At 65.8% G+C, this 26,149-nt stretch carries 28 protein-coding genes and 1 pseudogene; 15 read left to right on the forward strand and 14 right to left on the reverse strand.

Annotated elements, in window-relative coordinates; all coding sequences use genetic code 11:
* From JO236_RS01480 to JO236_RS01520, 9 genes and pseudogenes are all read left to right on the forward strand, one after another.
* Complete coding sequence (locus JO236_RS01480; RefSeq protein ID WP_293323832.1) at positions 1–321, forward strand: hypothetical protein; 321 nt, start codon at positions 1–3, stop codon at positions 319–321.
* On the forward strand, positions 318–1,586 hold the full coding sequence (locus tag JO236_RS01485) for a metal-dependent hydrolase family protein (RefSeq protein WP_293323762.1): 1,269 nt from the start codon (positions 318–320) through the stop codon (positions 1,584–1,586). Before JO236_RS01480 ends, JO236_RS01485 begins: the two co-directional genes overlap by 4 nt.
* A 14-nt stretch (positions 1,587–1,600) precedes the next feature.
* Positions 1,601–2,053, forward strand: coding sequence for a MarR family winged helix-turn-helix transcriptional regulator (locus JO236_RS01490; RefSeq protein ID WP_293323765.1), 453 nt, complete (start codon positions 1,601–1,603; stop codon positions 2,051–2,053).
* Between the two features lie 121 nt (positions 2,054–2,174).
* Positions 2,175–2,438 (forward strand): annotated as a pseudogene (locus JO236_RS01495) (2Fe-2S iron-sulfur cluster-binding protein); the annotation flags it as partial.
* On the forward strand, positions 2,435–3,184 hold the full coding sequence (locus tag JO236_RS01500; RefSeq protein ID WP_293323768.1) for an SDR family NAD(P)-dependent oxidoreductase: 750 nt from the start codon (positions 2,435–2,437) through the stop codon (positions 3,182–3,184). The pseudogene JO236_RS01495 and the gene JO236_RS01500, both read left to right, overlap by 4 nt.
* A 25-nt stretch (positions 3,185–3,209) precedes the next feature.
* A complete protein-coding gene (locus JO236_RS01505) occupies positions 3,210–4,481 on the forward strand; it encodes an aromatic ring-hydroxylating oxygenase subunit alpha (RefSeq protein ID WP_293323834.1) in 1,272 nt (423 codons plus the stop codon).
* 2 nt (positions 4,482–4,483) lie between these two features.
* The gene (locus JO236_RS01510; protein WP_416362131.1) at positions 4,484–4,819 is read left to right on the forward strand and encodes a hypothetical protein; all 336 of its coding nucleotides are present in this window, start codon (positions 4,484–4,486) and stop codon (positions 4,817–4,819) included.
* 47 nt (positions 4,820–4,866) lie between these two features.
* On the forward strand, positions 4,867–5,712 hold the full coding sequence (locus JO236_RS01515) for a TauD/TfdA dioxygenase family protein (RefSeq protein ID WP_293323774.1): 846 nt from the start codon (positions 4,867–4,869) through the stop codon (positions 5,710–5,712).
* A gap of 140 nt (positions 5,713–5,852) precedes the next feature.
* Positions 5,853–6,305: a hypothetical protein gene (locus JO236_RS01520; RefSeq protein WP_293323777.1), complete on the forward strand. Its 453-nt coding sequence runs from the start codon at positions 5,853–5,855 to the stop codon at positions 6,303–6,305.
* 94 nt (positions 6,306–6,399) lie between these two features.
* Here JO236_RS01520 and JO236_RS01525 read toward each other — a convergent pair whose 3' ends face one another.
* Positions 6,400–6,816, reverse strand: coding sequence for an NYN domain-containing protein (locus JO236_RS01525; protein ID WP_293323780.1), 417 nt, complete (start codon positions 6,814–6,816; stop codon positions 6,400–6,402).
* A 172-nt stretch (positions 6,817–6,988) separates the two neighbouring features.
* Between JO236_RS01525 and JO236_RS01530 the strand changes: the two genes are divergently transcribed.
* Positions 6,989–7,891 (forward strand): NAD-dependent epimerase/dehydratase family protein, encoded by a 903-nt coding sequence (locus JO236_RS01530; protein WP_293323782.1) that lies wholly within the window; start codon positions 6,989–6,991, stop codon positions 7,889–7,891.
* Between the two features lies 1 nt (position 7,892).
* Here JO236_RS01530 and JO236_RS01535 read toward each other — a convergent pair whose 3' ends face one another.
* The 8 genes from JO236_RS01535 to JO236_RS01570 all read right to left on the reverse strand — a co-directional run bounded on the left by JO236_RS01535 (position 7,893) and on the right by JO236_RS01570 (position 16,199).
* A complete protein-coding gene (locus JO236_RS01535) occupies positions 7,893–8,714 on the reverse strand; it encodes an alpha/beta fold hydrolase (protein ID WP_293323785.1) in 822 nt (273 codons plus the stop codon).
* 54 nt (positions 8,715–8,768) lie between these two features.
* Positions 8,769–9,089 carry a hypothetical protein gene (locus JO236_RS01540; protein WP_293323788.1) on the reverse strand — a complete coding sequence of 107 codons (321 nt, stop codon included), beginning with the start codon at positions 9,087–9,089 and terminating at the stop codon, positions 8,769–8,771.
* Positions 9,090–9,132: 43 nt separating this feature from the next.
* Positions 9,133–10,440 (reverse strand): hydroxyacid-oxoacid transhydrogenase, encoded by a 1,308-nt coding sequence (locus tag JO236_RS01545; protein ID WP_293323790.1) that lies wholly within the window; start codon positions 10,438–10,440, stop codon positions 9,133–9,135.
* A gap of 108 nt (positions 10,441–10,548) precedes the next feature.
* Positions 10,549–11,376, reverse strand: a complete 828-nt coding sequence (locus JO236_RS01550; protein ID WP_293323793.1) for a glycoside hydrolase family 16 protein — start codon at positions 11,374–11,376, stop codon at positions 10,549–10,551.
* An 824-nt stretch (positions 11,377–12,200) separates the two neighbouring features.
* Complete coding sequence (locus JO236_RS01555; protein ID WP_293323796.1) at positions 12,201–12,455, reverse strand: hypothetical protein; 255 nt, start codon at positions 12,453–12,455, stop codon at positions 12,201–12,203.
* Between the two features lie 208 nt (positions 12,456–12,663).
* A complete protein-coding gene (locus JO236_RS01560) occupies positions 12,664–13,359 on the reverse strand; it encodes a cutinase family protein (RefSeq protein WP_293323798.1) in 696 nt (231 codons plus the stop codon).
* Positions 13,360–13,472: 113 nt separating this feature from the next.
* The gene (gene katG, locus JO236_RS01565; protein ID WP_293323801.1) at positions 13,473–15,713 is read right to left on the reverse strand and encodes a catalase/peroxidase HPI; all 2,241 of its coding nucleotides are present in this window, start codon (positions 15,711–15,713) and stop codon (positions 13,473–13,475) included.
* 48 nt (positions 15,714–15,761) lie between these two features.
* Positions 15,762–16,199, reverse strand: a complete 438-nt coding sequence (locus tag JO236_RS01570; protein WP_293323804.1) for a Fur family transcriptional regulator — start codon at positions 16,197–16,199, stop codon at positions 15,762–15,764.
* A 111-nt stretch (positions 16,200–16,310) separates the two neighbouring features.
* On the opposite strand from JO236_RS01570, the gene JO236_RS01575 reads away from it, so the two are divergent.
* Together JO236_RS01575 and JO236_RS01580 are read left to right on the forward strand one after the other, a co-directional pair.
* On the forward strand, positions 16,311–17,822 hold the full coding sequence (locus JO236_RS01575) for an FAD-dependent oxidoreductase (RefSeq protein ID WP_293323807.1): 1,512 nt from the start codon (positions 16,311–16,313) through the stop codon (positions 17,820–17,822).
* Positions 17,823–17,873: 51 nt separating this feature from the next.
* Positions 17,874–18,518 (forward strand): class I SAM-dependent methyltransferase, encoded by a 645-nt coding sequence (locus JO236_RS01580; RefSeq protein ID WP_293323809.1) that lies wholly within the window; start codon positions 17,874–17,876, stop codon positions 18,516–18,518.
* Here the strand turns inward: JO236_RS01580 and JO236_RS01585 are convergent.
* The 3 genes from JO236_RS01585 to JO236_RS01595 are packed head-to-tail and all read right to left on the reverse strand — an operon-like array spanning position 18,515 to position 21,604.
* The gene (locus tag JO236_RS01585) at positions 18,515–19,582 is read right to left on the reverse strand and encodes a prenyltransferase (protein WP_293323837.1); all 1,068 of its coding nucleotides are present in this window, start codon (positions 19,580–19,582) and stop codon (positions 18,515–18,517) included. The genes JO236_RS01580 and JO236_RS01585 overlap by 4 nt on opposite strands.
* Entirely contained in the window at positions 19,569–20,339 is a 771-nt protein-coding gene (locus JO236_RS01590) for a class I SAM-dependent methyltransferase (RefSeq protein WP_293323811.1), read from the reverse strand. Before JO236_RS01590 ends, JO236_RS01585 begins: the two co-directional genes overlap by 14 nt.
* The gene (locus JO236_RS01595) at positions 20,333–21,604 is read right to left on the reverse strand and encodes a glycosyltransferase family 4 protein (protein ID WP_293323814.1); all 1,272 of its coding nucleotides are present in this window, start codon (positions 21,602–21,604) and stop codon (positions 20,333–20,335) included. Before JO236_RS01595 ends, JO236_RS01590 begins: the two co-directional genes overlap by 7 nt.
* A gap of 244 nt (positions 21,605–21,848) precedes the next feature.
* Between JO236_RS01595 and JO236_RS01600 the strand changes: the two genes are divergently transcribed.
* On the forward strand, positions 21,849–22,658 hold the full coding sequence (locus JO236_RS01600) for a DUF1906 domain-containing protein (RefSeq protein WP_293323817.1): 810 nt from the start codon (positions 21,849–21,851) through the stop codon (positions 22,656–22,658).
* Between the two features lie 77 nt (positions 22,659–22,735).
* Here the strand turns inward: JO236_RS01600 and JO236_RS01605 are convergent, their stop codons facing one another.
* The gene (locus tag JO236_RS01605; protein ID WP_293323820.1) at positions 22,736–23,050 is read right to left on the reverse strand and encodes a DUF3349 domain-containing protein; all 315 of its coding nucleotides are present in this window, start codon (positions 23,048–23,050) and stop codon (positions 22,736–22,738) included.
* Between the two features lie 114 nt (positions 23,051–23,164).
* Here JO236_RS01605 and JO236_RS01610 point away from each other — a divergent pair, with 114 nt between their 5' ends.
* On the forward strand, positions 23,165–23,467 hold the full coding sequence (locus tag JO236_RS01610; RefSeq protein WP_293323822.1) for a hypothetical protein: 303 nt from the start codon (positions 23,165–23,167) through the stop codon (positions 23,465–23,467).
* Positions 23,468–23,511: 44 nt separating this feature from the next.
* On the opposite strand, the gene JO236_RS01615 is transcribed toward JO236_RS01610, so the two are convergent.
* Entirely contained in the window at positions 23,512–24,558 is a 1,047-nt protein-coding gene (locus JO236_RS01615; protein ID WP_293323825.1) for a class I SAM-dependent methyltransferase, read from the reverse strand.
* Between the two features lie 244 nt (positions 24,559–24,802).
* Between JO236_RS01615 and JO236_RS01620 the strand changes: the two genes are divergently transcribed.
* Positions 24,803–26,149 (forward strand): PPE family protein, SVP subgroup (locus tag JO236_RS01620; protein WP_293323827.1); only part of this gene is annotated, 1,347 nt, incomplete at its 3' end.

The raw sequence follows: 26,149 nt of genomic DNA on the forward strand, positions 1-26,149 counted from the left end.
ATGCTGCCAACCGAATTCGCCGACCTCGAGCCGTTCACGCAATGGTGTCTGGGCTCCGAGCCCGAGCGCTACGCCAAGCGCCTGGCGAGCACGATGGTCGAGATGAAGGCGTTTTACGACGCGATCACCCCGCGGGCCGAGGAGGCCTTGGCCTACTGCGACAAGTTCCCCCTCGACGAGCTGCCCGACGACGTCCTGAACCTCCTGCATCTGCTGTATTCGATGATCATGGTGTCGTTTCCGGTGGAGTGCTGGAAGCAGCCCCGGGTGCCCGACTCCGGCGCATCCACCTTGGACTGCGTGTCCGAGCCAGTTCCGTGAGCTCGATCGTCTTGCGGGCGGCCCGCTGGGCCGACGTCGACGCCGGTGAGGTGCGCTCGCCCGCGCTGGTGGTTGTCGACGGCGAGCGCATCACCGCCGTCAATCCCGAGGAGGCAGGGCCGGATTGGCCGCCGGATTCTGCCACGGTGATCGACCTGGGGGACGTCACCCTGCTGCCGGGTCTGATGGACATGGAGCTCAACCTGTTCATCGGCGGCCCGGGAGGACCCGCCGGCCTGCCGGCGCCCATGCACGGTGTCCAGGACGATCCGCCCTATCGCACCCTGCGGGCCGCGGTCAACGCGCGCACCACGCTGGAAGCCGGGTTCACCACCGTGCGCAACCTCGGGCTCATGGTCAAGACCGGTGGATACCTGCTCGATGTCGCGTTGCAGCGGGCCATCGAGCACGGCTGGCACATTGGGCCGCGCATTTATCCGGCCGGGCATGCCGTCACCCCGTACGGCGGCCACCTGGACCCCACGGTCTTCCAGCGGTTGGCGCCGGGGATCATGCCGCTGTCGGTCGCCGAGGGCATCGCCAACGGCGTGCCCGACGTGATCGCGTGCGTGCGCTACCAGATTCGCCACGGTGCCAAGCTGATCAAGGTGTCGGCCTCCGGCGGCGTCATGTCGCACAGCACCGCTCCGGGCTCCCAGCAGTATTCCGACGCCGAGTTCGCGGCGATCGCCGACGAAGCGCACCGGGCCGGCGTGCGGGTGGCTGCGCATGCGATCGGGGATACCGCGATCCAGGCGTGCATCCGGGCCGGTATCGACTGCATCGAACACGGCTTTCTGGCCAGTGACGAGACGATCCAGATGATGGTCGACCACGACACCTTCCTGGTCTCCACCACCTACCTGACCGAGGCGATGGCGATCGATCGGATCGCGCCGGAACTGCGCAAGAAGGCCGAAGCGGTGTTCCCGCGGGCAAAGGCCATGCTGCCCAAGGCAATTGCCGCAGGGGTGCGCATCGCGTGCGGCACCGATGCGCCGGCCATCCCGCACGGCCGGAACGCCGACGAGCTGGTGGCGCTGGTCGACCGCGGCATGACACCCATGCAGGCGATCCGCGCCGCCACCGTGGTGGCCGCCGAACTCGTCGACGCCGACGACGAACTCGGCCGCCTTGCCCCCGGTTACCTCGCCGACATCGTCGCCGTGCCCGGGGATCCGTCGCGGGACATCGGCACGACGCTCGACATCTCGTTCGTCATGAAGGGCGGACAGATTTATAAGACACGCGATAGCGCCGAATAGTGGCGGAGGCGGGCATGGAACTCACCGACAACATCCTGTGGCTACTCAAGCAGGCCTTCTACTACTCGCTGACCACCATCAACGACGCGATGAGGGTCCACGGCGTCAGCACGGCGCAGATCGGTGTGTTACGCCAGCTCGCCAACGAACCCGGCCTGTCCGGCGCCGAACTGGCCCGACGGCTGCTGATCAGCCCCCAAGGGGTTCAGCTCGCGCTGACCTCGCTGCAACGCCGCGGCCTGGTGGAGAGAAAACAGGACCCGCAACATGGGCGCATCCTGCAGGCCTACCTCACCGACGAAGGGCGCAAGGTCGCGGGGACTGTGGTCAATGACGCAATTGAGGCGCACCAGCAGGTGTTCGGTGTGCTCAGCACCGAAGAGCAGGAGACCCTGCGCGAATTGCTCGGCCGCGTGGTCGAGAAGGGCACCGGTCACGAGCTGTTCAACGACCATGTCGACGGGTGACCGTCCCATGGCGAGCAGACGCAAACGCACCCGAAACGCCGTGGTTTTCGGTGCGTTTGCGTCTGCTCGGCCTCACGCCGTTGCCTCGCCGCCCGATGCCGAAGCCGGGGCCACCGAAAAAGTGACGATCGAGCTGAATGGACGCGCGATGTCAGTGACCTACTACCCCGGCGACACGGTGCTGCAGACGGCCCGCATGGCGGGTTTGTACCCACCATCGTCGTGCGAAATCGGTTCGTGTGGAACGTGTATGGGGCGGCTGACCGAGGGTAGCGCGCGGATGCTCAACAACGACGCGCTCGAGGACGACGAGGTAGCCGAGGGCTGGATCTTGACCTGCCAGGCGCTGCCGACCAGTCCCACGGTTCGGGTGGTTTACGAATGACAACGAACAGGGTGGCCGTGGTGACCGGCGGCGCATCGGGCATCGGTGCGGCCAGCTGCCGCGAGCTGGGCCGGCGCGGGCACAAGGTCGCGGTTCTCGACATCAATGAGCAAGCGGCGCAACGCGTCAGCGAGGAGCTGCGCGCCAGCGGGGTAGCCGCCGTCGGCGTCGGCGCCGACGTCACCAACCGCCCCGCCGTCGAGGAGGCGTTCGCAAAGGTGCGGACCGAGCTTGGTCCGGTCTCCGTCCTGGTGACCAGCGCCGGTTTGTTCGGTTACTCGGCGTTCATGGAGATCACAACCGAGGCGTGGTCGCGCATCATCGACGTCAACCTGACGGGCACCTTCCATTGCTGTCAGGCCGCCCTGCCGGACATGTTGGCCGCGGAATGGGGTCGCATCGTGATGATTTCGTCCTCGAGCGCCCAACGCGGGTCACCGTTCGCGGCCCACTACGCGGCGAGCAAAGGCGCGGTGCTCACCCTGACCAAGTCGCTGGCGCGCGAGTACGCGGCCCGCGGGATCACGGTCAACACCATCCCGCCGTCGGGTATCGAGACGCCGATGCAGCACCAGTCACAAGCCGCCGGATACCTGCCCTCGAATGAGCAGATCGCCAGCAATATCCCGGTGGGTTATCTGGGCACCGGCGCCGATATCGCCGCGGCGGTCGGATTCTTGTGTTCGGAAGAGGCCAGGTTCATCACGGGCCAGGTCTTGGGTGTCAACGGTGGAGCAGTGCTATGACGATCTCGCCGAAGGGGAGGTTCAGGTGACGCGATCAGGAAGGCCCACCGAGGGGTCCTGGACAGAACACTATTCCGACCTGGGAACCGGCCCAGTGTCGTTCCGGGACTCCACGTCCCCGGAGTTCTACGAACTCGAACGCGAAGCGGTCTTCAAACGAGCCTGGCTCAATGTCGCCCGCGTCGAGGAGTTACCCCGCGTAGGCAGTTACGTCACCAAGGAGATCGAGGTCGCCCGCGTCTCGGTCATCCTGGTCAGGGGTCGCGACGATCGCATCCGCGCCTTTTACAACGTCTGCCGTCATCGCGGAAACAAGCTGGTGTGGAACGACTTTCCCGGCGAAGCGACCCGCGGCACCTGTCGGCAGTTCACCTGTAAGTACCACGGGTGGCGCTACGACCTCGACGGCGCACTGAAGTTCGTGCAGCAGCAGTCCGAGTTCTTCGACCTGGACATGGCCGACTACGGCTTGAGCCCGGTGCACTGCGACGTCTGGAACGGCTTCGTCTTCATCAACCTCGATGCCGAACCGCGCCAGGGTCTGCGCGAGTTTCTGGGCCCCATGGTCACCGGTCTGGACGGCTACCCGTTCAACAAACTGACGGAACGCTACGAATGGGTCGCGCACAACAACAGCAACTGGAAGATTTTCGCCGACGCGTTCCAGGAGTACTACCACGTGCCGTCGCTGCATCCACAACAGGTGCCACCGGAGGTGCGTGACCCCAACGCCGGATTCACTTGCGGCCATTTCCAACTCGACGGCCCGCACCGGCTGGTGTCGACCGCGGGGCGTCGCCGCTGGCTGCTTGCACCGGAGTACATGTACCCGATCGAGCGCGCCACCCGAAGCGGTCTGGTCGGCCCGTGGCGCACCCCCGACATCGGGGAACTCCCGCCCGGACTCAACCCCGGTGGCATCGAGCCATGGGGGATCAGCAACTTCCAGATCTTCCCCAACACCGAGATCCTCATCTACGGCGGTTGGTATCTGCTGTACCGCTACTGGCCCACGTCGTACAACACCCACCGCTTCGAGGCCTACACCTACTACCACCCCGCCCGCAGCGTGCGAGAGCGCATCGAACATGAAGTGGCCGCCGTGGTGCTCAAGGAATTTGCGCTGCAGGACGCGGGCATGCTCGGCGGGACGCAGGCCGCGCTGGAGTACGGCATCGTCGACGAGTTTCCGCTCAGCGACCAGGAAATCCTGGTGCGCCACCTGCACAAGGTCGTCGTCGACTGGGTCAGTGAATATCAGGGCTCCCGTCGCGAAAAGCTGCCGGCAGGAGTGTGACCATGTCAGATGCCTTGCTGCCCAGCGCATTCGCCGAACTGGAGAGTTACGCCCGGACCTGGTGCCTGGCCACCGAAACCGAACGCTGGAACGCCCGGATGTCCAGCACCATGCCGCAGATGCAGGATTTCTACGACGCATTCTTCCCGCGGCTCGAAGAGGCCATCGAGTACTGCGACAAGTTCACCCTGGACGATCTGCCCGACGATGCACTCAACCTGCTTTACCTGATCTATTCGCTGATCATGGTCGCCATGGCCGTCGAGGTCATGCATCAACCCGTGCCGGTCAACGCCGCCGACGCGGTGATGATCCGTACTGACGAACCGATTCCCTGAACCGTCAACGCGTTTGCGGCAGTCCGATCTTCTAGGAAGGACCGAGCATGAGTCCGCTCACCATCACCAACCTCACCGAGTCGGTCGGCGCCGAGGTCTGCGGCCTTGACCTGGCCGACATCGCCGCCGAGGACTCGATCGGAGAGGCCGTCCTGGACGCCCTGGAGGCCAGCGGTGTTCTGGTGTTCCGCGGTCTGCAACTCGATCCGGCGGCCCAGGTCGCATTTTGTCAGCGACTCGGCGAGGTCGATCACTCGTCAGACGGTCACCACCCTGTGCCCGGGATTTACCCCATCAGTCTGAATCCGGCAAAGAACTCCTCGGCGGACTACCTGAAGGCCACGTTTGACTGGCACATCGACGGATGCACGCCGCTGGGGGAGGAGTGCCCGCAAAAAGCCACCGTTCTGTCGGCGGTCCAGGTGGCCGAGTGGGGCGGCCAAACAGAATTCGCCAACTCGTATGCGGCCTACGACGCGCTGACGGCGGCAGAGAAACAGCGCTTCGGCTCGCTGCGCGTGGTGCATTCGCTGGAAGCCTCGCAACGGCGCGTCCACCCGGATCCGAGTCCAGAGTTGTTGGCGCGGTGGCGATCCCGACGCAACCACGTGCATCCGTTGGTGTGGACGCACCGCAGCGGCCGCAAGTCGCTGGTGTTGGGCGCGTCGGCCGACTATGTCGTCGGAATGGATCTCGACGAGGGTCGCGCCCTGTTGGACGAGTTGCTCGACCGCGCCACGGTGCGCGACCGGGTGTACAGCCACCGCTGGTCGGTCGGCGACACCGTCATCTGGGACAACCGCGGGGTGCTGCACCGGGCGGCGCCCTACGATCCGGGCTCACGACGTGAGATGCTGCGCACCACGGTTCTTGGTGACGAACCGATCGAATAAGACGACACCGATGGGCAAACCGGACCACCGGTTTGCGCTGCGTTACCCTGACGATTCCAACCTCTTGGACGCGCAGGAGAACCGCGAATGGACCGCAGCATCGACAGTGCACTCGGCAGCAACGCCGTCCGAGCCAGGCCATGAAAACGGCCGAGTTTGTTCTGCTGCTCGTGTTGGGCATCGCCGCGCTGCAGGCCCTGGTCTGGATCCCGATTATTGTCTGGCTTCGGCGCAAGTATCGCGCAGCCCTGGCAACACTTACCGCCGGCCTCCAAGGCGAGACGGTGCTTCGTGCGCCGGAGAAGGCGCGGTATCGGGGCGCGTCGGCGCCCAACTACCCAGCTGCCGGCAACAACGGCGTGATCGCGCTCAGTCGACGCCGGTTGGTTTTCCTCACCGTCACGGGTAAATCGATCGAAATACCCGTCTCCGAAATCCGGGGCGTCCGCGAGGCGAAGGTCTTCAAAAGCGCCGTCGTCGGCGGCAAAACGCATCTGGTCGTCCAGCTACTCGCCGGGGAGGTCGCCTTCTTCGTGGTCGACAACGCGGCATGGATGACGGCAATCAATTCTCTTGCGGCGCAGAGAAAATAGTCTCCGCGCCGACGTGCCGATCGTCGCCACCGGCGGCAAGGAAGACAAGCCGATGTGGGTCACCGGCGCCAGCGCACACAACCGGTTGTTGCCGTCAATTGCCATGTCGTTCGCCGGTTTTGCTGCCGCGCGGGTCGATCAGGTCACGGAACCCTTCCGCCCTGTGGACGGACGCCCCGATCCTTTGCAGTCGGTAGGTCAGCGCCTTGTCCGAGGTCACGACGTGGATTTCCGCCGGTTGCGGGTCGGTCTGGACGATCCGGACGATCTCGTCGTCAGCGGAATCGGCCGCCGCCCTGGGCGCATGCGCCACCCGAATCACCGTGGAGCCGATGGGAATTGAGGGGGGACGTTCGAATACCACCGTCACGTCTCGTTTCTCACAACAGCCCTCCGCGCGGGCCCACCGGTCAAGTTTTTCCACCAGGGCGATCATCGCGCCGTGCCGGTCCTTCCACCAGCCATCCGGGCGACTACCGATCACATTCATGCCGTCGACGATCCAGCGCACGGGTCCACGGTACGCAGGATGCCCGACCGCACTCAAAACCAGCGACGCTTTCAAATCTCTCGGCCTGCGCGTCAGCGCACATGGGTGATCACGAGTGGTTGACGTTCGCACGCCGCCTCGGCGGCCTCACCGCCTGAGCGGCCCGGGTACATCGATCGCATACGATCAGCGGATGCGTGGCGCAAAAATCCTGATTACCGGTGCGACCGGCCAGGTCGCCGCACCCGTCGCCCAGGCACTGGCGGCCGACAACGAGGTGTGGGGCATCGCCCGCTTCACCAACGCCGCCGCGCGCGAAGGACTCGAAAAGGCCGGCGTCCGATGCCAAACGGTCAACCTGGCCGCTGGAGACTTCACCGGGATCCCGGCCGACTTCGACTACATCCTCAACCTGGCCGTGGCCAAGAGCGGTAAATGGGACAAGGACCTGGCAGCTAACGCGGAATCGGTCGGCGTCCTCATGGCCCATTGCCGCACCGCAAAAGCCTTCCTGCACTGCTCCTCGGCGGCCGTCTACGACCCGCCCGGCGACGAACTCCGGACCGAACGTGACGCTCTGGGCGACAACCATAAGTCCTTGCTTCCCACCTATTCCATCGCCAAGATCGCGGGCGAGTCCGTCGCTCGCTCGATGTCGCGCGTGCTCGAGATGCCCACCACCATCGCCCGCCTCAACGTCCCCTACGGCGACAACGGCGGGTGGCCGTACTACCACCTGGAGATGATCCTGTCTGGGATCCCGATCCCGGTCCCGCCGGGCGGACCGGCCCGCTACAACCCGATCCACGAGGACGACATCATCGCAACCATCCCGAAGCTGCTCGAGGTCGCATCGGTGCCGGCGACCACCGTCAACTGGGCCGGCGACCAGATCATCAGCATCCAGGAGTGGTGCACCTACCTAGGCGAGCTGGTCGGCCGCGAGCCGGTTTTCGACGAAAGCGAACAGGCACTGCGCGCAAATCCCGTCGACGTCACCCGGTTGCGTGAACTCATCGGTACCCGCACGACGGTCGACTGGCGCGACGGAATGCGGCGGATGGCTGCGACGTTCCATCCCGAACTGGTCGGATGACTCACAGATAGCCCAGTAGCCGGTCGGCGAATGAGTCCGGGTGCTCCCGGTGCATGAAGTGCCCGCCGCGAACTTCCTCAACGGTGTACTCGCCCTCGAACATTCGCGCGGCACCACGATAGTCCGAGGGCTGGACAACAGGATCGTCGAGTCCGGCGAAGGCGACCGTCGGGACCTTGATCCGCGCCTTGAGCGACGCGGACGGGACGGGGGATAGCTTGCGGTAATAGCCGAACGCCGCGTTCAAGCTCGCCGGGTTTGAAAAACACACGCGCACAGGGTCGAACTCACTGGGATCGGGGTTCCACGCCGGAGACCATCTTCTGTAGATGGCGGGCAGCGCCGCAAAGTCATTGCGCGCAAATCGATCCGGCGCCCCGGGAAACTTGTAAGTCACGAAATGACGTGCGCCCCAAAGCTTTTTCAGCGATGGCCTGAGGGCCGCGGGGTGCGGAATGCCAATCACGAACAGTTTCGTGACCCGATCGGGGTCAAGTGCAGCCGCGCCGTAGGCGGCCGAGGCACCCCAATCGTGCCCGACGACGACGGCGTCACTGGCGCCGAGCGCGTCGATCAGCGCGAGCGGGTCGCGCGCCAGGGTCTCCTGATCGGCGTCGCGGTCGGGGATCCCACTCGGGTGATACCCACGCATGAACGGGCTCACGACCCGGTACCCCTTGGCGGCGATTCGCGCACGCAGGTGGTCCCACGAATGCGCGGTGTCCGGGAAGCCGTGCAGCAAAAGCACCAGCGACCCGGAGCCCTCGCTGAGATACGCGAACCTCAGCCCGTTCGCGTCGACAAACTGAATTGCATCGGCCATGCCATGGGGACACTACGCCAGCGGGACCGCATCGCATTGTTCCGGGTTGATGCGTTAGGGCGCCGGTGGCCCGGGCGCGTGGCTAGCGCCGTTGGCACCCCCCGCACGGGGATGCGGGCTGGGGCAGGTGAGCCGGGGAATGCAGCCGCAGTTGAGGCCGACGATGCACGCGCCTCCACCGGCGGGACGCACCGGCAGGGCGCCACCTCCACCGCGGGGGTCACCGGGATCCGGCGCAGGCGCCACGCTGGACGGCGGGGTCGACGCTATCGGTGCACCGGTTGGCGACGGCGTGGCGCTGAAGCCGATCACCGAGGTGAGCACGGCCGCGCCGGCGCATAGGGCCAGCGCCGTCCTGGCTCGGCCGTCGCGCATGGCCTCACTGTAGTGCTTCGAGCCCAACCTGGCATTCGCGCAACTACCAGTAACCGACGGCGTTTCGAAACAACTCCGTCAGAACGGGTTTGGTCATCTCGCGCGGGGCGTTCTGCAGCAGGCGCTGCTGCGCGTAAGCACCCTCGGTGAGGGCCCGCACGTCATCTTCGGTGTAGCCGACACCGCCCAACCCGTTGGGCATGCCGACCGCACGCATGATCCGGATGAGTTCCCTCGCGAGTACCTCGCCCGCATCCTCCGATGCGGCGTCTCGCGTGTCGGCACCCAGCAGCCGGGCGGCCTCCAGGTGACGCTCCGGGCTCACCTCCGCGGTGAACCGAAACACCGCCGGTGCGTTGACAATTACGGCCATGCCATGCGGCACAAGTGGTTCGGCGGCGGGGTAACCCGCGGGCCGGAAGTCCCGTACCAACCCGGCCACCGCGTACGCCATTCCGTGCGGCGCGTGCACGCCGGCGTTGCCGAAGGCGATGCCCGCCAGCGTGGCGGCCCACATCATCTGCTCCCGGGCCGCGCCGTCGGTGGCATCGTGCACCGCTCGCTCCAGGAACTGCCCCAACAGGCGCAGAGCCTCCCTGCAGCCCAGATCGCTCCACGGGTTGGCACCCTGGCTCATCGGCCGCTGGCTGGCACGTTGGGGAGCGGCCCGGCCGACGTAGGGCCGGGCGGTGTAGGACTCCAACGCGTGGGACAGCACATCGAGCCCCGCCGAGGCGACGACCTCGGGGGGTAAGGTCGCGGTGCAGTCGGGGTCGACGAGGGCTTCGGTGGGACGCAGCGCGGGTGACGCGATGCCGGTCTTCGCCTCCAGCGACAGGAAGTCGAAGATCGTGATGCCGGTGACCTCACTGCCGGTGCCCGCCGTAGTGGGGCAGGCGATGTGTGGCTTGAGTGGGCCGGGTACGGGTTTGGCCTGACCCACGGGCGCGTTGACGTAGGTTGCGAAATCGGCGGGGTAGGTGGCGTAGAGGTTAGCGGCCTTGCAGGTGTCGATGACCGAGCCGCCGCCCAGAGACACATAGCCGTCGGGGTCGACCTCGTGGGCGAAACGCGCCGCGTCCAGGAACGACGCGTCGGTGGGCTCTACGTGCACGTCGGTGTAGGTGATGACGTCAAGCCCGGCCGCGAGCAGCGAATCGCGCGTCTTGTCAAAGACCGGCAGATGGGCGACTCGGGCGTCGGAGAACAACGCCACCCTGCCTAACCCGAGGGCGCCGGCCCTGTCGCCGACCTCGGCCAGGCAGCCACGCCCGAAGGTGATGCGCGAGGAATCGACGGTAAAGGCGCCGTCGCAGCCCTTCGCCGCGACTGGATACTGGCAGCACGCCATCGCGTCCCTCCGCAAAGTCAGGAATGCCCAACGGGTTTGACAATACGGGCCGCCTCGACGACGGCGGCGCGGCGCCGGGCGATGACGTCGGTGTCCGGGGCGCCGGCCTCACCAGACGCGGACGTAGTCCACGAGCATCTGCGCGGGATAGGTTCCCGACCCGGGGTCGCCTCCGCCGGAGCCGGCAACCGCGAGGTTCAACACCGGAAACACGGTGTATCCCGGGTCATTGAACGGCCAGTCCGCCAGCGAGTTGGCCGCCACGGTGAAGTACGGCTCCGCTCCGTCGGCATAGTCCCGCCAGAAGCGCATTCCGGCGTCATCCCACTGGCACCGCCAGGTGTGCCACGCGCTATCGAGCGCGAGGTTGTGGGTTTTCCACTCCGAGCCGTTCGATTTGGCGTGGACCGTGGTTGCCGCCGGCCAGCTTCCGTTGCCGTACCACTCGAGGATGTCGATCTCGCCGCGGTCATCGTTGCCCAACCACCAGGCGGGCCAACAACCGGCGGTGAGGCAATCCAGTTTCACCCGCGCCTCCCACGTGTGGCCGATGCCGCCCCGCCACGGGCTCTGCAGCTTGCCGCCGTAAAAGGTGCCGCCGTCCTTTGCCGCGCGGAGGACCAGGTTGGAATTCCCGTCCAAAAACACGTTCTGCCGGTCGTCGCGGTACTGGCCGACATTCTCGGGACGCTCCCAGTACGTCGGGTCCTTCATCGTTTCGCGTGCCCGCGCCACCGTCCACTTCGAGGCGTCCGGAGCGGAGCCGGCAGGACCATCGAACTCGTCCTGGAAGACGTAGTTTCCCGATGGCGATGGCGCGGCGGGAGGTTCCGCGCGCCGGGACGGGTCGGCTCCGGCTTCCGGAATCGGGATCGCGGCCGCCAGGGCGCCGATACCCGCCATCAACATCATGCTGCGACGATCCATCTCAGGCATAAGCAAGCGACGATAGCAGTCAAGGCCATCCCCGACTAAAACCGGAATGGCGCCAGCAACACCGTTTCCGGCATGCCAAGCCCGCGCGATACCGGCCGATTCACCAGGTGGAACGGTAAATTTGCGCAACAGTACCGAATAACTCAGCAAATATCACGACGGCGGCGTGACCGGGCCTTGGCTCGCGCCGATTCGCCGACAGTAAGCGCCGCAGCTGTCCCGGCGGGACCCGCCTGTCGTTGCATCTGCAGCACGGGTGCGTTCACCGCCGAACTAAATGCTTTGCTGTGCAACGCAATAACGAACGCGTATGCCCGTTACCCTGGGTCCGCGCCCATTCAGCCGAGCTGGGACATGAGTATGGATATCGGCACTGCGAAACGCGTGAATCAGGGCCTCCAAATATTCACGGCTAATTCTTAGCTTTCGTATCGGTTTGGTCACAGGTTTAGCTGGGCATCCTGGTTCTCGACGGCTTGAATACCAGTTGAAATGCGTAGGGACAGAATCGGCCGGGGACTTGGTGAGGAGTTGACAATCGTGGCGAATGCATCAACGGCGGTGGTCTTCCTTGAGTCACATCCGGCCTGGATAGCGGCGCGACAGCTGGAGCGTGAACGCAGCGACTCGATGCACCGGCATCCGTCGGCTCGCGGCCGGCGCCGCGTCTCTGCCGGCGCCGCAAGCCTTGGCCAGGACCTCAGGCTGTGTCCCGACACGCCGGCCTGATTGGCGAAGAGTCGGCGTAGACGGCTGAAATGGAAAAGTTCCGAGCCTAAAGCAGGCTCGGAACTTTTCCGGTCTTTGCACCCGAGGCGCGCGCGTCAATCCCCCCTGGAATAGCGGGTCAGGAAGCCAACAGCCGCGACCGCTGCGATGGCACCCAGCACACCCCACAGCACGAATTGGAACGCCACGGCGCCCAGGTACCAACCAAACGTCATCGAAATGTAAAGCAGCCACAGCAGGCGGAAGGCGGACCAAGCCGCGAACAACCCGCAACTGATCCCGATGTAGAGGCTGCGTTGCCGATCGACACGGTTGATCTGTTGCTCGATGTTGGCCGGCACGATTTTCATTTGCTGTCATCCTTTTCTTTGGAACGGCGCCTTGTTGGCTGTCGTCGTTGCAGCAAGTACAGACCGTGCCGCTCGCTACCGATCCCAAAAACACGGGGTACCGGAGTGTGCGTCGCTCCGGGTCGTCGTCGGGCTGGACCGTGACGATGCCAGGCGAGGAGGACCTGTCTCCCGAGATCAGGCACGCACAGCGCGAGGCGTGACCGGCCTACAACTTGCCGGCGACGAAGTCGGCGGCCTGGTTGGCCATGCCCGCGTCGATGTACGCGGAGGCAAGGTGTTGTGGCCAGTTCTCTTTCCAGGTGTTGGGGTCGGCCGGGTTGCAGACCGGGTCCGCGCCGTGACACAACTCGATGGTCCGGTCGTTGTAGATCGGGTTGAAGTTCGTGATCGGCCCCACCCACTGGCTCCCGTTGCCGAACAGTGCGACCGCGGCGATGTGCTGATCGGCGCCGGCCGGCAAGGGATTGTCAAATCCGAACGCGGAGAACGGCACAGCCAGCACCACGTCGGTAACCGCCGCGCCGAGCGAGTAGCCGCCAAGCACCAGTCGGGTATCCGGGCAGTTGTTGATCATCGACTGGATGTGCTGGCTCATGTCGTTGGCGCCGACGTCCACCTCGGTGTCGGCGGGGTACTTGACCGCATAGGAACCGAAGCTTCTATCTCCCACCTTCGAGCTCAACGCGTCGATGAACGCATTGCCCAGTACTCCCGGTCCCGATGACTCGTATCGGCCGCGGGCGAAGACGACCTGAACCTGAGGGCAACTCGCCGCGGCGGCCGACGCCGCGGCCCCGGGGACGCCGGACGGTAATGCCCCGGCGGCAAATGTTGACGCGGCGGCGATCGCGAGCGCCGCGAGACCTACGTTGACCGGCGTACGAGCAAGGGGAACGCGCACAGCATGATGTTAGCGATTCGCGCGTGGCGTGGCGCGACGAAAAATTCAGCCGTGTTAGGCCAGACCACGACACCCCGCGAACCAAGGCTCGCGGGGTGTCGCAGCTCGGCCCGCTACTTGAGATCGAAGCGGTCGCTATTGGCGACCTTGACCCACGCCGCGACGAAGTCCTCCACGAACTTGCCCTTGTTGTCGTCCTGGGCATACACCTCGGCCAGTGCCCGCAGCACCGAGTTCGAGCCGAACACAAGGTCATTCGCGGTTGCGGTCCACTTCAGTGCACCCGATGCCCGGTCGTGGCCTTCGTACACGTTCTCCGCGGTCTCCGACGCCTTCCACTCGGTGTCGATGTCGAGCAGGTTGACGAAGAAGTCGTTGGTCAACACGCCCGGCTTGTCGGTGAACACCCCGTGCTTGCTGCCGCCGTGGTTGGCGCCGAGCGCGCGCAGACCTCCGATGAGGACCGTCAGCTCCGGACCGGTCACACCCAGCAGGTAGGCCCGCTCGAGCAGCAACTGCTCCAGCGGCGCCTTCTCGCCGGGACGGACGTAGTTGCGGAATCCGTCGGCTCGTGGCTCGAGCACCGCGAAGGACTCCACGTCGGTGCTCTCCTGCGAAGCATCGGTACGCCCGGGAACGAAGTGCACCGAGATCTCGTAACCGGCGTCCTTGGCCGCCTTTTCCACCGCCGCGGATCCGGCCAGCACGATCAGGTCGGCCAGCGAGACCTTCTTGCCATCGGAAGCTGAACCGTTGAAGTCCTGCTGGATCCGCTCGAGCACCGGCAATACCTTGTCCAGCTCGGAGGGCTCGTTGACCTCCCAACTCTTTTGCGGCTCCAGGCGAAGACGCGCCCCGTTGGCGCCGCCGCGCTTGTCGGTGTTGCGGTAGCTCGACGCCGCCGACCAGGCCGCCTTAACCAGCTGCGGAACCGACAGACCGGATTCAAGCACTTTGCTCTTCAGGGCCGCAATGTCCTTTTCGTCGACCAACTCATGGTCTACGGCCGGAACGGGGTCCTGCCACGGTTGCGGCTCGGGCACCCAGGGCCCGAGGAAGCGCGAGACCGGTCCAAGGTCGCGGTGCAGCAGTTTGTACCACGCCTTGGCGAACGCCTCCGAAAGCTCCTCGGGATGGTCCAGCCACCGTCTGGTGATCTCGCGGTAGATCGGGTCCTCACGCAACGCGACATCGGTCACCAGCATCGTCGGTGCGCGACCCGGCCCGCCGAACGGGTCGGGAATCGTGCCCGCGCCGGCACCGTCCTTCGCCGTGAACTGCCAGGCTCCGGCGGGACTCTTGGTCAGCTCCCACTCGTAGCCGTACAGGTTCTGCAGGAACCCGTTGCCCCACTTCGTCGGGGTGGACGTCCACACCACCTCTAGACCGCTGGTGATCGCGTCCTTGCCCTTGCCGCTGCCGTGCGAACTCTTCCAGCCGAGCTGCTGTTGTTCGATCGGGGCGGCCTCGGGCTCGGGACCGACCAGATCGCCGTCACCGGCGCCGTGGGTCTTGCCGAAGCTGTGGCCGCCGACGATGAGCGCGGCGGTCTCCTCGTCGTTCATGGCCATGCGGCCGAACGTCTCCCGGATGTCCACCGCCGCGGCGATCGGATCCGGCTTGCCTTCGGGGCCTTCCGGATTCACATAGATCAGGCCCATGGTGGTCGCACCGTAGGGCTGCGCGAGATCCCGCTCACCGGAGTAGCGCTTGTTGGTGCCCAGCCACTCTTCTTCTTCGCCGAACAGAATCTCCTCGGGCTCCCACACGTCGGGGCGGCCAAAGGCAAAGCCGAAGGTCTTGAACCCCATCGACTCGAGCGCCACGTTGCCGGCGAGCAGCAGCAGGTCCGCCCAGGAGATCTTGTTGCCGTACTTCTTTTTGACCGGCCACAGCAGCCGGCGGCCCTTGTCCAGGTTCGCGTTGTCCGGCCAGCTGTTGAGCGGGGCAAAGCGCTGCATACCCTGGCCCCCGCCGCCGCGGCCGTCATAAATGCGATACGTGCCCGCGGCATGCCAGCTGAGCCGGATCATCAGGCCGCCATAGTGGCCGTAGTCAGCGGGCCACCAGTCCTGCGACGTGGTCAGCGCCGTGATCACGTCGGCCTTAAGAGCCTCGACGTCAAGCTTGGCGAATTCCGCGGCGTAGTCGAAGTCCTCGCCGAGCGGGTTGGCCTGTGCCGAATGCGCATGCAGTTTGGATACGTCGATCTGGTTGGGCCACCAGTCCTGGTTGGTCAGGACAGCGTCCCGCTTCGGCGTGGGGGAGGAGATCGCCGGGTTTTCGCTCTCGCTCTTGCTCGCGGTGCCGCTGTCGGGGTGGGGCGGGCGGCTATCAGATGTATCAGAGGACACAGCATTCCTTTCCGAAGGTGGTGAATCGGGCGGCGATCACGGCTGTGATCAGGGAACAGCGGTCGAGCAGTCAGAACACAGGCCCCAGTAGATGACCTCGGCCTCGTCGAGAACGAAGCCCTCCAGCGCGTTGTCCTCAAGTGGGGTCAAACACGGCGCATCACCGACCGCGCAATCGACGTCGGCGATGATGCCGCAGGACCGACACACGACGTGGTGGTGGTTGTCGCCAACCCGAGATTCGTAGCGGGCGACCAGGCCCAACGGCTGGATCCGCCGGACCAGTCCCGCCGAGGTCAGCGCACCCAGTACGTCGTAAACCGCCTGGCGTGAAACATCGGGCAGACCGACCCGCACCGCCGAGAAAATCGTGTCGGTGTCGGCGTGGGGGTGGGCATGCACCGCCTCGAGGACAGCCAATCTAGGGCGTGTCACACGCAGCTCGGCCGTTCGCAGCTGCGCCGCGTAATCCGGCGTCTCCGACACTCTGCCAATATGACGAGTTATCTGGAATCAGTCAAGACTTCACCGCAGCGCGATAAGCGCGGGCCGCGTGGGCCGCGTTTTCCCGCGGGCTGTGCGGGTATCAGCCCAGCCGTGACTTCTTTGTGGCTTGAAAATCGGGCGCAACAACCTTGGGCTGCCAATCAGATTGACGACGGGCCCCGGTCCGTCGATGTGCTCGTCGTCGGCGCCGGGATCACCGGGTTGATGACCGCAGTGTTGCTGGCCCGCGCCGGAAAGTCGGTGTTGGTTCTCGAGGCGCGCACCGTCGGCTCATGCGCGACCGGAAACACCACCGCCAAGATCAGCCTCCTGCAGGGCAGCCACCTGTCGAAGATCCTGTCCAGGCACGGCAAGGACACCGCCCGCGCCTACGTGGACGGCAATCGCGAGGGCCAGCAATGGATCCTTGACCATTGCGAGACACACGGCATCGCGGTGCAGCGCGAGGATGCCTACACCTACGCCCAGTCCACCAAGGGTGTCAAAGCCGCGCGCGCCGAACTGGCCGCGTGCCAAGCGGCCGGACTGCCCGTCGAGTGGGATGACAATGCGCCCGTGCCGTTTCCGTACCACGGCGGTGTGCGCCTGCCTGCCCAGGCCCAGTTCGACCCGATGCCGTTTTTGGACTCGTTAGCCACAGAGCTACTCACCCGCGGCGGTCGACTCGTGGAACGCGCGCGGGTTCGCCGAGTGTCCAGCCGCGGCGAGAGCGTGCGCGTAGAGGTCGTAACAGCCGCGCAGTCGGATATCGAAATCGAGACCGCACAACTGGTCCTTGCCACCGGCATCCCCATCTTGGACCGTGGCGGCTATTTCGCCCGCGTGAAGCCCAGCCGCTCCTACTGCTTGGCCTTCAAGGTGCCCGGCGAAATCACCCGACCGATGATGATTTCCACCGATTCGCCGACGCGGTCGGTGCGTTACGCGCCGGTGCCAGACGGGGAGTTGCTCATTGTGGGCGGCGCCGGCCACACCGTGGGCCGCGAAAGGAGCCCGTCCAAAGCGCTCGACGAGCTGTCATCCTGGGCCGGTACGCACTACCCGGGAGCGGTACAAACCCATTTTTGGTCGGCGCAAGACTACACCCCGATCGACGAATTGCCCTATGTCGGACCCATTTTGCCGAACAACGAAAAAATCTATGTTGCAACGGGTTTCAACAAGTGGGGGATGACCAACGGCGCCGCTGCGGCGTTGGCCCTGTCGAGCCGGATATTGGGCGGCCGGATGGACTGGTCCAGCGCGTTTGCCAGCTGGAGCTCCCATGAGCTGACGGGCCTGCTGACCGCCATGCAGGCCAATCTCGAGGTCGGCTTGACGTTGACGACCGGCTGGATCACCCCGGCGACCCGCTGGGGCCGGCGCAGCCCCAACGGCGATGAGGGCGGCGTGGTGAGCGGACCGCCCTGGCATCTGGAAGCAAGGTGCCGGGTCGACGGAACCGAGCACACCGTGTCGCCGGTATGCCCGCACCTCGGCGGGATCGTGAATTGGAACGACGCCGACAAGGCCTGGGAATGTCCACTGCATGGATCCCGGTTCGCGCCGGACGGCGAGCTGCTGGAGGGTCCGGCCACCAGAGACCTGACCGCATCGCGCTGACCGGCCGGTGCACCGCTGCCGCTGCACCCGGTGAGGCGATAGGTTCAGCTGATGAGCCGCAGTCGCATTAGCCCAACCGAGCGCCTGTTCGCGCTCGCCGAACAGGTGCAGGGATTCATGCCGAGGGATGAGGGGCGTGCGCTCTACGACGCCGCGATGCGATATCTCGACGGCGGCATCGGCGTCGAGATCGGTACCTACTGCGGGAAATCCACCTTGTTGCTCGGCGCGGCCGCGCAGCAAACCTCCAGCGTGCTGTACACGATCGACCACCACCACGGCTCCGAGGAACACCAAGCCGGTTGGGAGTACCACGACGCTTCGCTGGTCGACGAGGTCACCGGCCTGTTCGACACGCTGCCGACGTTTCGTCGCACGTTCGACACCGCCGGATTGGAAGACCACGTAGTCGCCGTCGTCGGCAAGTCTCCGGTCGTCGCGCGCGGCTGGCGCGCGCCGGTGCAGTTCTTGTTCATCGACGGCGGCCACAGCGAGGACGCCGCCAATCGGGACTTCGACGGCTGGGCTAAGTGGGTGACCGCCGGCGGGGCGCTGGCCATCCACGACGTGTATCCCGACCCCAGGGACGGCGGCCGGCCTCCGTACCACATCTATTGCCGCGCACTGGATTCCGGTCATTTCCGGGAGGTCTCGGCCACCGGGTCACTGCGGGTGCTGGAACGCATCAGCGACTAGCCGGTTACCACGCATTCGCAATCGAAATCGGTCTGCAGGCCCATCGGCAGCCCGTCGCCCCGGAAGATGCCGGCACCGGCGGTGGTGTCCGACAAGGCGTCGGCCGCCAGGATCATCGCCGCTCCCGTCCAGGTCGTCCGCTCCTCGGGCCAGCGCTTGCCATCCGCGAAAACCAGCCCTGTCCAATAGGAGCCGTCGCCCTCGCGCAGGTGTTGCATCGCGGCGAACTGACGGTGCGCGGCCGAGCGGTGGCCCATTGCGTCCAGCGCGATCACCAGTTCGCACGTTTCGGCGCCGGTCACCCAGGGCCGGTCGCTCACGCAGCGGATGCCAAGGCCGTCGACCACAAAGTCATCCCAGCGCTGCTTTATTCGCGCGGCCGCCGCCACACCGCGCACCGCTCCGCCGAGGATGGGGTAGTACCAGTCCATCGAGTAGCGGTCCTTTTCGGTGAACGCTTCGGGATGGGCGACGATCGCGTGTCCCAGTCGACCGACCGCCAATTCCCACTCCGGCTGCGGTTCCCCGACAAAGGCGGCGAGCGCCAGCGCGCACCGGATGCTGTGGAACACGCTGGCGCACCCCGTCATCAGCGCCTCCGGTACTGGACCGGAATCGCTTCGCGCCCAACAGATCTCACCATAGCCAACCTGCAGGTCGATGACGAAGTCGATCGCTTTGTGCACTACCGGCCACATCGTCGCGGCAAAAGACTTGTCGCCGGTGATCAGCACGTGGTGCCAGACCCCGGCGGCGATGTAGGCGCAGAAGTTGCTGTCGCTGTTGGCGTCTTCGACTGTCCCGGCGCGGGTTTGCAGCGGCCACGAGCCGTCGGGCCGCTGCGTACGCCGGCTCCACTCGAACGCGGCCCGGGCCGGCCCGAGCAGGCCGGCCGCGGTAAGCGCCATCGCACATTCCACGTGGTCCCACGGGTCGGTGTGCCCACCCTCAAACCAGGGGATGGCCCCCGACGATTCCTGGGTTGCGGCAATGGATTGCGCGGTCTGACGGCACTGTTCACGAGTTAGGACGCCCAGAACGGCCGGCGGATTAAACCGATGCAACTGAACGTCCAAGCGTCTCTTCGCCCTCGGTGCCTTTCGCGGCGTGCGGTGGTTTGCGGAAATACATTGCCACGCTTTTACCTACGAGGGGGTTGAGCAGCGACTCGGCCACCTGCGTTAGCTTTGGCCGACGCGTCAGATCCCAGACCAGCAGTTTGTGATACGCAGCTACCGCCGGATGACTCGCGTTCGACACGCCCACAGCGCATTTCAGCCACCAGAATGGCGAGTGCAATGCATGCGCATGGTGGGTATGCGTCAAATCCATTCCGGTGTAGGCGATCTTGTCTCGCAGCTCGCTGGCCCGATAGATACGCACGTGGCCACCCGCATTGCTGTGGTACTCGTCGGAAAGCAGCCAGCACACCTGCTCGGGCAGCCACCGTGGCACGCTCACCGCCAGTGTGCCACCGACTCTGAGCACCCGGATCAGTTCGGCGATCGCGGTGTCATCTTCGGGCACGTGCTCGAGGATTTCGGACGCGATGACGCAGTCGAATGTCTCGTTCGGATAGGGCAGTTTCAACGCGTCGCCGACAACCACCTTGGCCGATGCCGTCGCCGGCGCCTCACCGGTCTCGGCCATCGCGCGCAGGATGGTGTCCACCGAACGCAGTTCGGACTCATCGCGGTCGAAGGCGACGACGTGAGCGCCGCGGCGATACGCTTCGAAAGCATGCCGGCCCGCGCCGCAACCGACGTCGATCACCGTCGTCGACGGGCCGATACCGAGCCGGTCGAAATCGACTGTCAGCATTGCACTTCGTCCTCGGCGGTGGCCCCCGGAAAGGCGGCCTTGCGCGCGATGGCGCGCTCATAGACCCGCGACGTTTGAGCCGCCACGGCCTCCCAACTGAACACGTTGACGGCGCGCGCCCTGCCTGCGTTGCCCAGGCGGCGGCGCTTGTCCGGGGAGTCGAGAAGCTCGCCGAGCGCCGCGGTGAGCGCATCGACATCAGCGGCGGGAACCAGTTCGGCGCAGGCTCCGTCGGTCCCGACGACTTCTGGCAGCGCGCCCACCCGGCTGGCCACGATCGGAGTGCCGCTGGCCATCGCCTCCACCGCCGGCAGTGAGAACCCTTCGTAGAGCGACGGAATGCAGGCGACCTCGGCGGATGCGAGCAGACCGGCTAGGTCGGCATCGGAGAGCCCGTTGCTGATGTGGACGATGTCGGAGATCCCCAGTTCGGCGATGAGCTTCTCGGTGGGCCCGTTGGGTTCCACCCTGGCGACGAGCCGCAATTCGAGATCCCGGTTCGAGCGAAGCCCGGCGACGGCATGCAGCAGCGTGCTGACTCCTTTCAACGGAGTGTCGGCACTGGCGATCGCGATCACCCGGCCCGGCCGGCGGGGCAGCGAACCAGGCTTGAACAACTCGGTGTTCACACCCAACGGCACCACGTGCAGTTGGTCCGGTGAAACGTCGAAGTCGGCGACAATGTCCGCCGCCGAGGACGACGAGACGGTCAGCAGATCGGGAATTTGGCGCGCGACCCGCTTCTGCATGTTGGAGAATCCATACCACCTGTGCACCAGCGGTTTTCGCCACCATCGTGCGGCGGCCAGGTCCAGCAACCTGTCCCGGGTGATCGGATGGTGCACCGTGGCCACGACCGGCAGCCCCGCGGCGCCGATGGCGAGCAGGCCGGTTCCCAGGCTCTGGTTGTCGTGGACGAGATCGAAGTCGCCGGCCCGGTCGGCCAGCAGTCGGGCTACGCGCAGCGTGAACGTCCGCGGTTCGGGGAAGCCCGCGGTCCACATGGTGGCCAGTTCCAACAAGTCGATCGAGTCGCGTATCTCGCTGGGACGCGGCACCCGGAACGGGTCGGGCTCCCGATAGAGGTCCAGGCTGGGTACCGCGGTCAGTCGCACCCGCGGATCGAGCAGATCCGGGTAGGGCTGTCCGGAGAAGACCTCGACATCGTGGCCGAGTTCCACCAGACCGCGGCTGAGGTGGCGCACATAGACGCCCTGTCCGCCGCAATGGGTCTTACTCCGATAGGACAGCAGCGCAATTCGCATCCTCAACCCTTCTGCGCTGGATGACTGACGTCGGAAAAGTGCCCCAAATCCATCGCGATCAACCGGACTCCCGAACCCCGCGACAGCAAACTGGACACCTGTCCAGACTATAGTTCGGTCACCTAATGGACGCAACGCGGCCCCCATGACACCTGAAACCGCAGCTGAAGGCCCATTTCTGCGCCAGCCGGGACGCCTGTCACTCCGTGCTAAAAGCCCAGGCTGATTTTGCTACCATCGCGCGATGCCCGGTTCGGCCGCACCGTTTGAACACGGTAATCAGCGTCCCCTTTCCAGACGCGACGCCATCAAGTACGCGTTCGTGCCGGCAGCCGTCCTGGGCCTGGGGACGCTGGCCGGGACGTTGGGCGCCACGAGGGCGTCGGCCGACGGCCTGACCCTGATCGATTTCGCGGAGCGCAGGATCCCGCCAGATCAGATCAAGGGCGCGGGATACGACGGAGTGGTGAACTACGTGTCCGAATCGCGGCCGGGCGCGAACTTCGAGGCAAAGCCGATTACCCGGGACTATGCGGACGCGCTACGCGCGGCGGGGCTGCACATCGTCAGCAACTTTCAATACGGCAAGCCCGGTTGGCCCACGCCGTCGGATTTCACCCGCGGACACGACGGTGGGGTGGCGGACGCCCAGACCGCGCTGCAACTGCACAACGCGGCCGGAGGTTCGGCTTCGGCGCCGATCTTCTTCAGCGTCGACGACAACATCGACGCCGACACATGGAACGGCCCGGCCGTCGACTGGTTCCGAGGAATCAATTCGGCCCTGGGCGTCGAGCGCACGGGTATCTACGGCCATTCCCAGGCCTGCGGGTGGGCGATCAGGGATGGCGTGATCGGCCATTCGACGAGCGCGGGGCATCGGTGGGCGTGGCAGACGAAGTCGTGGTCGCACGGGGAGCGTGAACCCGCGGCGGTGCTCTATCAGGGAGTGGTGAACACGGCGTCCAACCCGGGGCCTTTGCTGGGCGGCATCAACGTCGACGTCGACGACGTTCTGGCGCCCGACTTTGGCCAGTGGGATCTGGATCGATAGTAGTTTGTTGTCACCACCTCGGAATGAGCGCAATCCTGTTGCAGGTCAACGATTTTCGTGGGTTTGCCCGTGCTGTCTCAATGACGGGGATCAGCGGGCCGTGGGGCCATCCGAGTCTGCACGCGCTGCAGATCCGTCGGGGACGGCAGCTCGTCGGTGATTCGAGTGATCGCCACACCGATATCGATGCTGTCGACGCCGCTCGCCGGGTCGGCCGCCAGACGAGCGGCCACCGCGGCGACTTCGTCTTCGGAGAGCTTCCGCCGCAATAGCGCCAGCAGCGGGATGTAACCGGTCCTTGGAACTCCGTGCGGATAGCCGGTGCGTACAAACGCCACCGCCCTGGCGATCAAATCGCCCAGTCCTACCCGCGGAATCACAACATCACTCATGCCCCTTATCGGCACGGTTAAACCCCGTGTCCGGCGCGCTCGCTGGCCGGTTAATTGGCCGAGGTGTTTCGCGGCCGTGACCTTGCCGCGACGGCAAACGAGGACGCTCATCTGATGACAGCCCTCGGGGTGATCTGCGCGTTGGTGGCGGCACTGTGCATCGGCTACTGGTTCGGCCGCCGCACCGGCTTAACGCCGCCCACCTGGAAGCAACGAACGTCGCGGACCGCGCTGAGCAGGCGCGCGATGAGCTTGATGGTGTTGATGATTGCCCGCCGCCTCCAACGCCGGTTGCCGGCCGATCGCGCAGTGGTCCATGTCCTGGCGATATGGGCAGTGAAATTCGTTGAGCCGCTTGAACTTCTGCGTTGGAGCCTGCGCCGGCACCCGAGCGCGAGCAGTCGCAAAAGCCCCTGAACGTCCGGCGTGTCGCGCACCTTTGCGTCTGCTCGGCACGGAAATCAACCGTCCTTTTGGTAGACGAGCCAGCGCAACTCGATCGGAGACTCGTCGCGCTCGACGTCGAACACATCGAGGCCGCCCGCCCAGCTCTCGAACCAGCCCGTGGGGGGCCAGGCCCCCTGGGGCAGATGGGTTTTCTCGTACTCGATTGCGGAGTCGTCGGCGACGAGTGCCAGAGGCAGGTCCTCGGCGGCACTCGTCAACTCTTCGCGGGTGAAGATCATGCTGTCGAACTGCTGCCCGAGTTCCCGTGCGGCGTCGTCGGGGGCATAGCCGTCGCGCGCCAAGAACGCGTTGAACACCAGGCGTCCAGCCGGTGCGAGGCAACCCGCGGCGAGCTCGAACATGCCGCGCAGCTCGCGGGTAGTGCGGAAGTCGGGCACCACCTCGGAGAACACCACCAGCTGGTAGTCCCAGTCGACGCCTTCGACGTAGGAAAAGACGTCGCCCTCGACGACATGCACATCGAGCGATTCTCGTTCGGCGTCTGCGCGAATAACGTCGGCGAATTTCGCGGTGATCTCGACCGCGTCCACCGGGTGACCACGCCTTGCCAGGGCCAGGGCGTTTCGGCCGGTGCCCGCTCCGACGTCGAGCACTCGATAGGAACCGGGTTCGGCCGCTTCGCCGGCCAGCGCCGACGCCCGCGCGTCGGGCTGTGAGCCAAATAGCGGCGGCTCGCGGATCGCCATCCACTGCTCGTACTCTTCCTCGATCGTCCACCGTTCCGATTTCACGGTGTAGTTCAGTCCGGTCGCGCCGAGGGGAGCGTGGAAGGAGACGATGATGTTCGACCGTGGAGCGGACTTGAAGGCTTTGGTCGCCTCGCGCTCGAGCACGGATCTGAGTTGGGCAACTTCGTCGGCCGTGTGGCGCACGCCCAAGCCGGCGAAGAGAGCACCGAACATTTTGACGTACTCGTCGACCATGCTCGGCACGGCCGGCAGCTTGATTTCCCCTGTCGCATCCGCCCGGCGGTACAGCCGCCGGGCCATCGCCTCGCGGAGGATCGTCGGATCGAAAGATCTGGCGGGCGGATCGAGCACCAGAATTCTTCTACACGACCCGCCCGTATTGCACCACCTGCCGCCGCGAGCTGCGGAAAGTTTCGCGCCCAATCCCGCCAAATTTCTGCGGCGCCATCTGACTAGAGCGACACCGCTCATTCATCGCCACGACATATCGTATTCAGATGACCACGATTGGTTGCCGGGCCGGGCCTGCCACGCCGCGCGGTTTGGCGTCGCAGGAGCCGTGCCGTGGGGGCCGCCAGACATCGGAGGAAACGACATGGATTTTGCATCGCTGCCGCCGGAGATCAACTCCGGCCGGATGTATGTCGGTCCCGGCTCCGCACCGATGTTGGCCGCCGCGGCGGCATGGGACACGTTGGCCGGCGAGCTGCATTCGGCGGCCAGCCTCTACCAATCAGTCGTCGCGGCACTGACCAGCGGACCGTGGCTGGGCCCCGCGTCGGGAGCCATGACCGCCGCAGCCGCCCCCTATTTGGAGTGGATGAGAGCCGCCGCCGCGCAGGCGGAGGAGACGGCCACGCACGCCAAGGAGGCGGTCGTAGCCTATGAGACGGCGTTCGCGGAAATGGTGCCGCCGCCCGTCATCGCGGCCAACCGCGCCCTGCTGACGGCGCTGGTGGCGACGAATATCTTTGGGCAGAACACGGCGTCGATAGCCGCGACCGAGGCGCAGTACGCGGAGATGTGGGCTCAGGACACCAGCGCCATGCAAGGCTACGCGGGCGCCTCGGCGTCGGCGACGACGTTGACGCCGTTCAACTCGCCCTCGCCGAACACCGATTCAAGCGGGACGGCCGCCCAGGCCGCCGCGGTCACCCAGGCCACGGGCACCTCCGCCGGCAACGTGCAGGGCGCCGTGTCGAATGTCACCCAGGCATTGGCCGCGATACCCGACGCGCTCAACAGCCTTGCGACCCCTGCCGCGACCTCGGCTGCGACCTTGTCGCCGCTGGACCTGCTGAACGTGGTCTCCGACCTCAGTTCGCTTCTTATCGACCCGACGACTGGCGCGGGCGGACTTGCTGTCGACAGCACCGCGCTGCCCTACGACGTTGTCGGCGCTCTGACCGGTTTCCACACCGACGACATCGTCAGCGGCTGGGCGGGGACAGAGCCCTTCCCGGGGACGGAACCCGTGCCGCCATCGCCGTTCCCGGTGATCACGAATCTCGGCTCGCCGGTAGCCGCGGGCATGGGCGAAGCCAACATCGTCGGCAAGCTGTCGGTGCCGCCGGGCTGGGCCGCGGCGGCTCCCGAAATACGACTTGCAACGACGGTATTGCCGGCCACCGCGGTGGGCGCCGCGGCGCAAGTGTCCGCGGGTGGCGCCGGGAGCCTGTTCAGCCAGATGGCGCTGGCCGGCATGGCCGGGCGCGCGATGGCCGGTACCACCGGGACCGCTGCCGGTGCTACCGGGCGCAAGGAGCGGATCGGGGCGCCGACGAAAAAGCCGGGGGAGCCCGCTGAACCCGCTGCAGCGGCGCGGACTCCGATGGGCGGCCCGATCACGAGCATCGCGGCCGAGCTACGCGAGCTGGCCTCCCTGCGCGACTCGGGCATCCTCACCGAGGAGGAGTTCACCGAGCAGAAGCGGCGCCTGCTC

Source organism: Mycobacterium sp., assembly GCF_019247635.1.
GTDB lineage: Bacteria > Actinomycetota > Actinomycetes > Mycobacteriales > Mycobacteriaceae > Mycobacterium.

Coding starts and splice junctions, on each gene's coding strand:
- JO236_RS01480 (WP_293323832.1), top strand. CDS start 1: ATGCTGCCAACCGAATTCGCCGACCTCGAGCCGTTCACGCAATGGTGT.
- JO236_RS01490 (WP_293323765.1), top strand. CDS start 1,601: ATGGAACTCACCGACAACATCCTGTGGCTACTCAAGCAGGCCTTCTAC.
- JO236_RS01500 (WP_293323768.1), top strand. CDS start 2,435: ATGACAACGAACAGGGTGGCCGTGGTGACCGGCGGCGCATCGGGCATC.
- JO236_RS01510 (WP_416362131.1), top strand. CDS start 4,484: ATGTCAGATGCCTTGCTGCCCAGCGCATTCGCCGAACTGGAGAGTTAC.
- JO236_RS01515 (WP_293323774.1), top strand. CDS start 4,867: ATGAGTCCGCTCACCATCACCAACCTCACCGAGTCGGTCGGCGCCGAG.
- JO236_RS01520 (WP_293323777.1), top strand. CDS start 5,853: ATGAAAACGGCCGAGTTTGTTCTGCTGCTCGTGTTGGGCATCGCCGCG.
- JO236_RS01530 (WP_293323782.1), top strand. CDS start 6,989: ATGCGTGGCGCAAAAATCCTGATTACCGGTGCGACCGGCCAGGTCGCC.
- JO236_RS01535 (WP_293323785.1), bottom strand. CDS start 8,714: ATGGCCGATGCAATTCAGTTTGTCGACGCGAACGGGCTGAGGTTCGCG.
- JO236_RS01540 (WP_293323788.1), bottom strand. CDS start 9,089: ATGCGCGACGGCCGAGCCAGGACGGCGCTGGCCCTATGCGCCGGCGCG.
- JO236_RS01545 (WP_293323790.1), bottom strand. CDS start 10,440: ATGGCGTGCTGCCAGTATCCAGTCGCGGCGAAGGGCTGCGACGGCGCC.
- JO236_RS01550 (WP_293323793.1), bottom strand. CDS start 11,376: ATGCCTGAGATGGATCGTCGCAGCATGATGTTGATGGCGGGTATCGGC.
- JO236_RS01555 (WP_293323796.1), bottom strand. CDS start 12,455: ATGAAAATCGTGCCGGCCAACATCGAGCAACAGATCAACCGTGTCGAT.
- JO236_RS01580 (WP_293323809.1), top strand. CDS start 17,874: ATGAGCCGCAGTCGCATTAGCCCAACCGAGCGCCTGTTCGCGCTCGCC.
- JO236_RS01590 (WP_293323811.1), bottom strand. CDS start 20,339: ATGCTGACAGTCGATTTCGACCGGCTCGGTATCGGCCCGTCGACGACG.
- JO236_RS01595 (WP_293323814.1), bottom strand. CDS start 21,604: ATGCGAATTGCGCTGCTGTCCTATCGGAGTAAGACCCATTGCGGCGGA.
- JO236_RS01600 (WP_293323817.1), top strand. CDS start 21,849: ATGCCCGGTTCGGCCGCACCGTTTGAACACGGTAATCAGCGTCCCCTT.
- JO236_RS01605 (WP_293323820.1), bottom strand. CDS start 23,050: ATGAGTGATGTTGTGATTCCGCGGGTAGGACTGGGCGATTTGATCGCC.
- JO236_RS01610 (WP_293323822.1), top strand. CDS start 23,165: ATGACAGCCCTCGGGGTGATCTGCGCGTTGGTGGCGGCACTGTGCATC.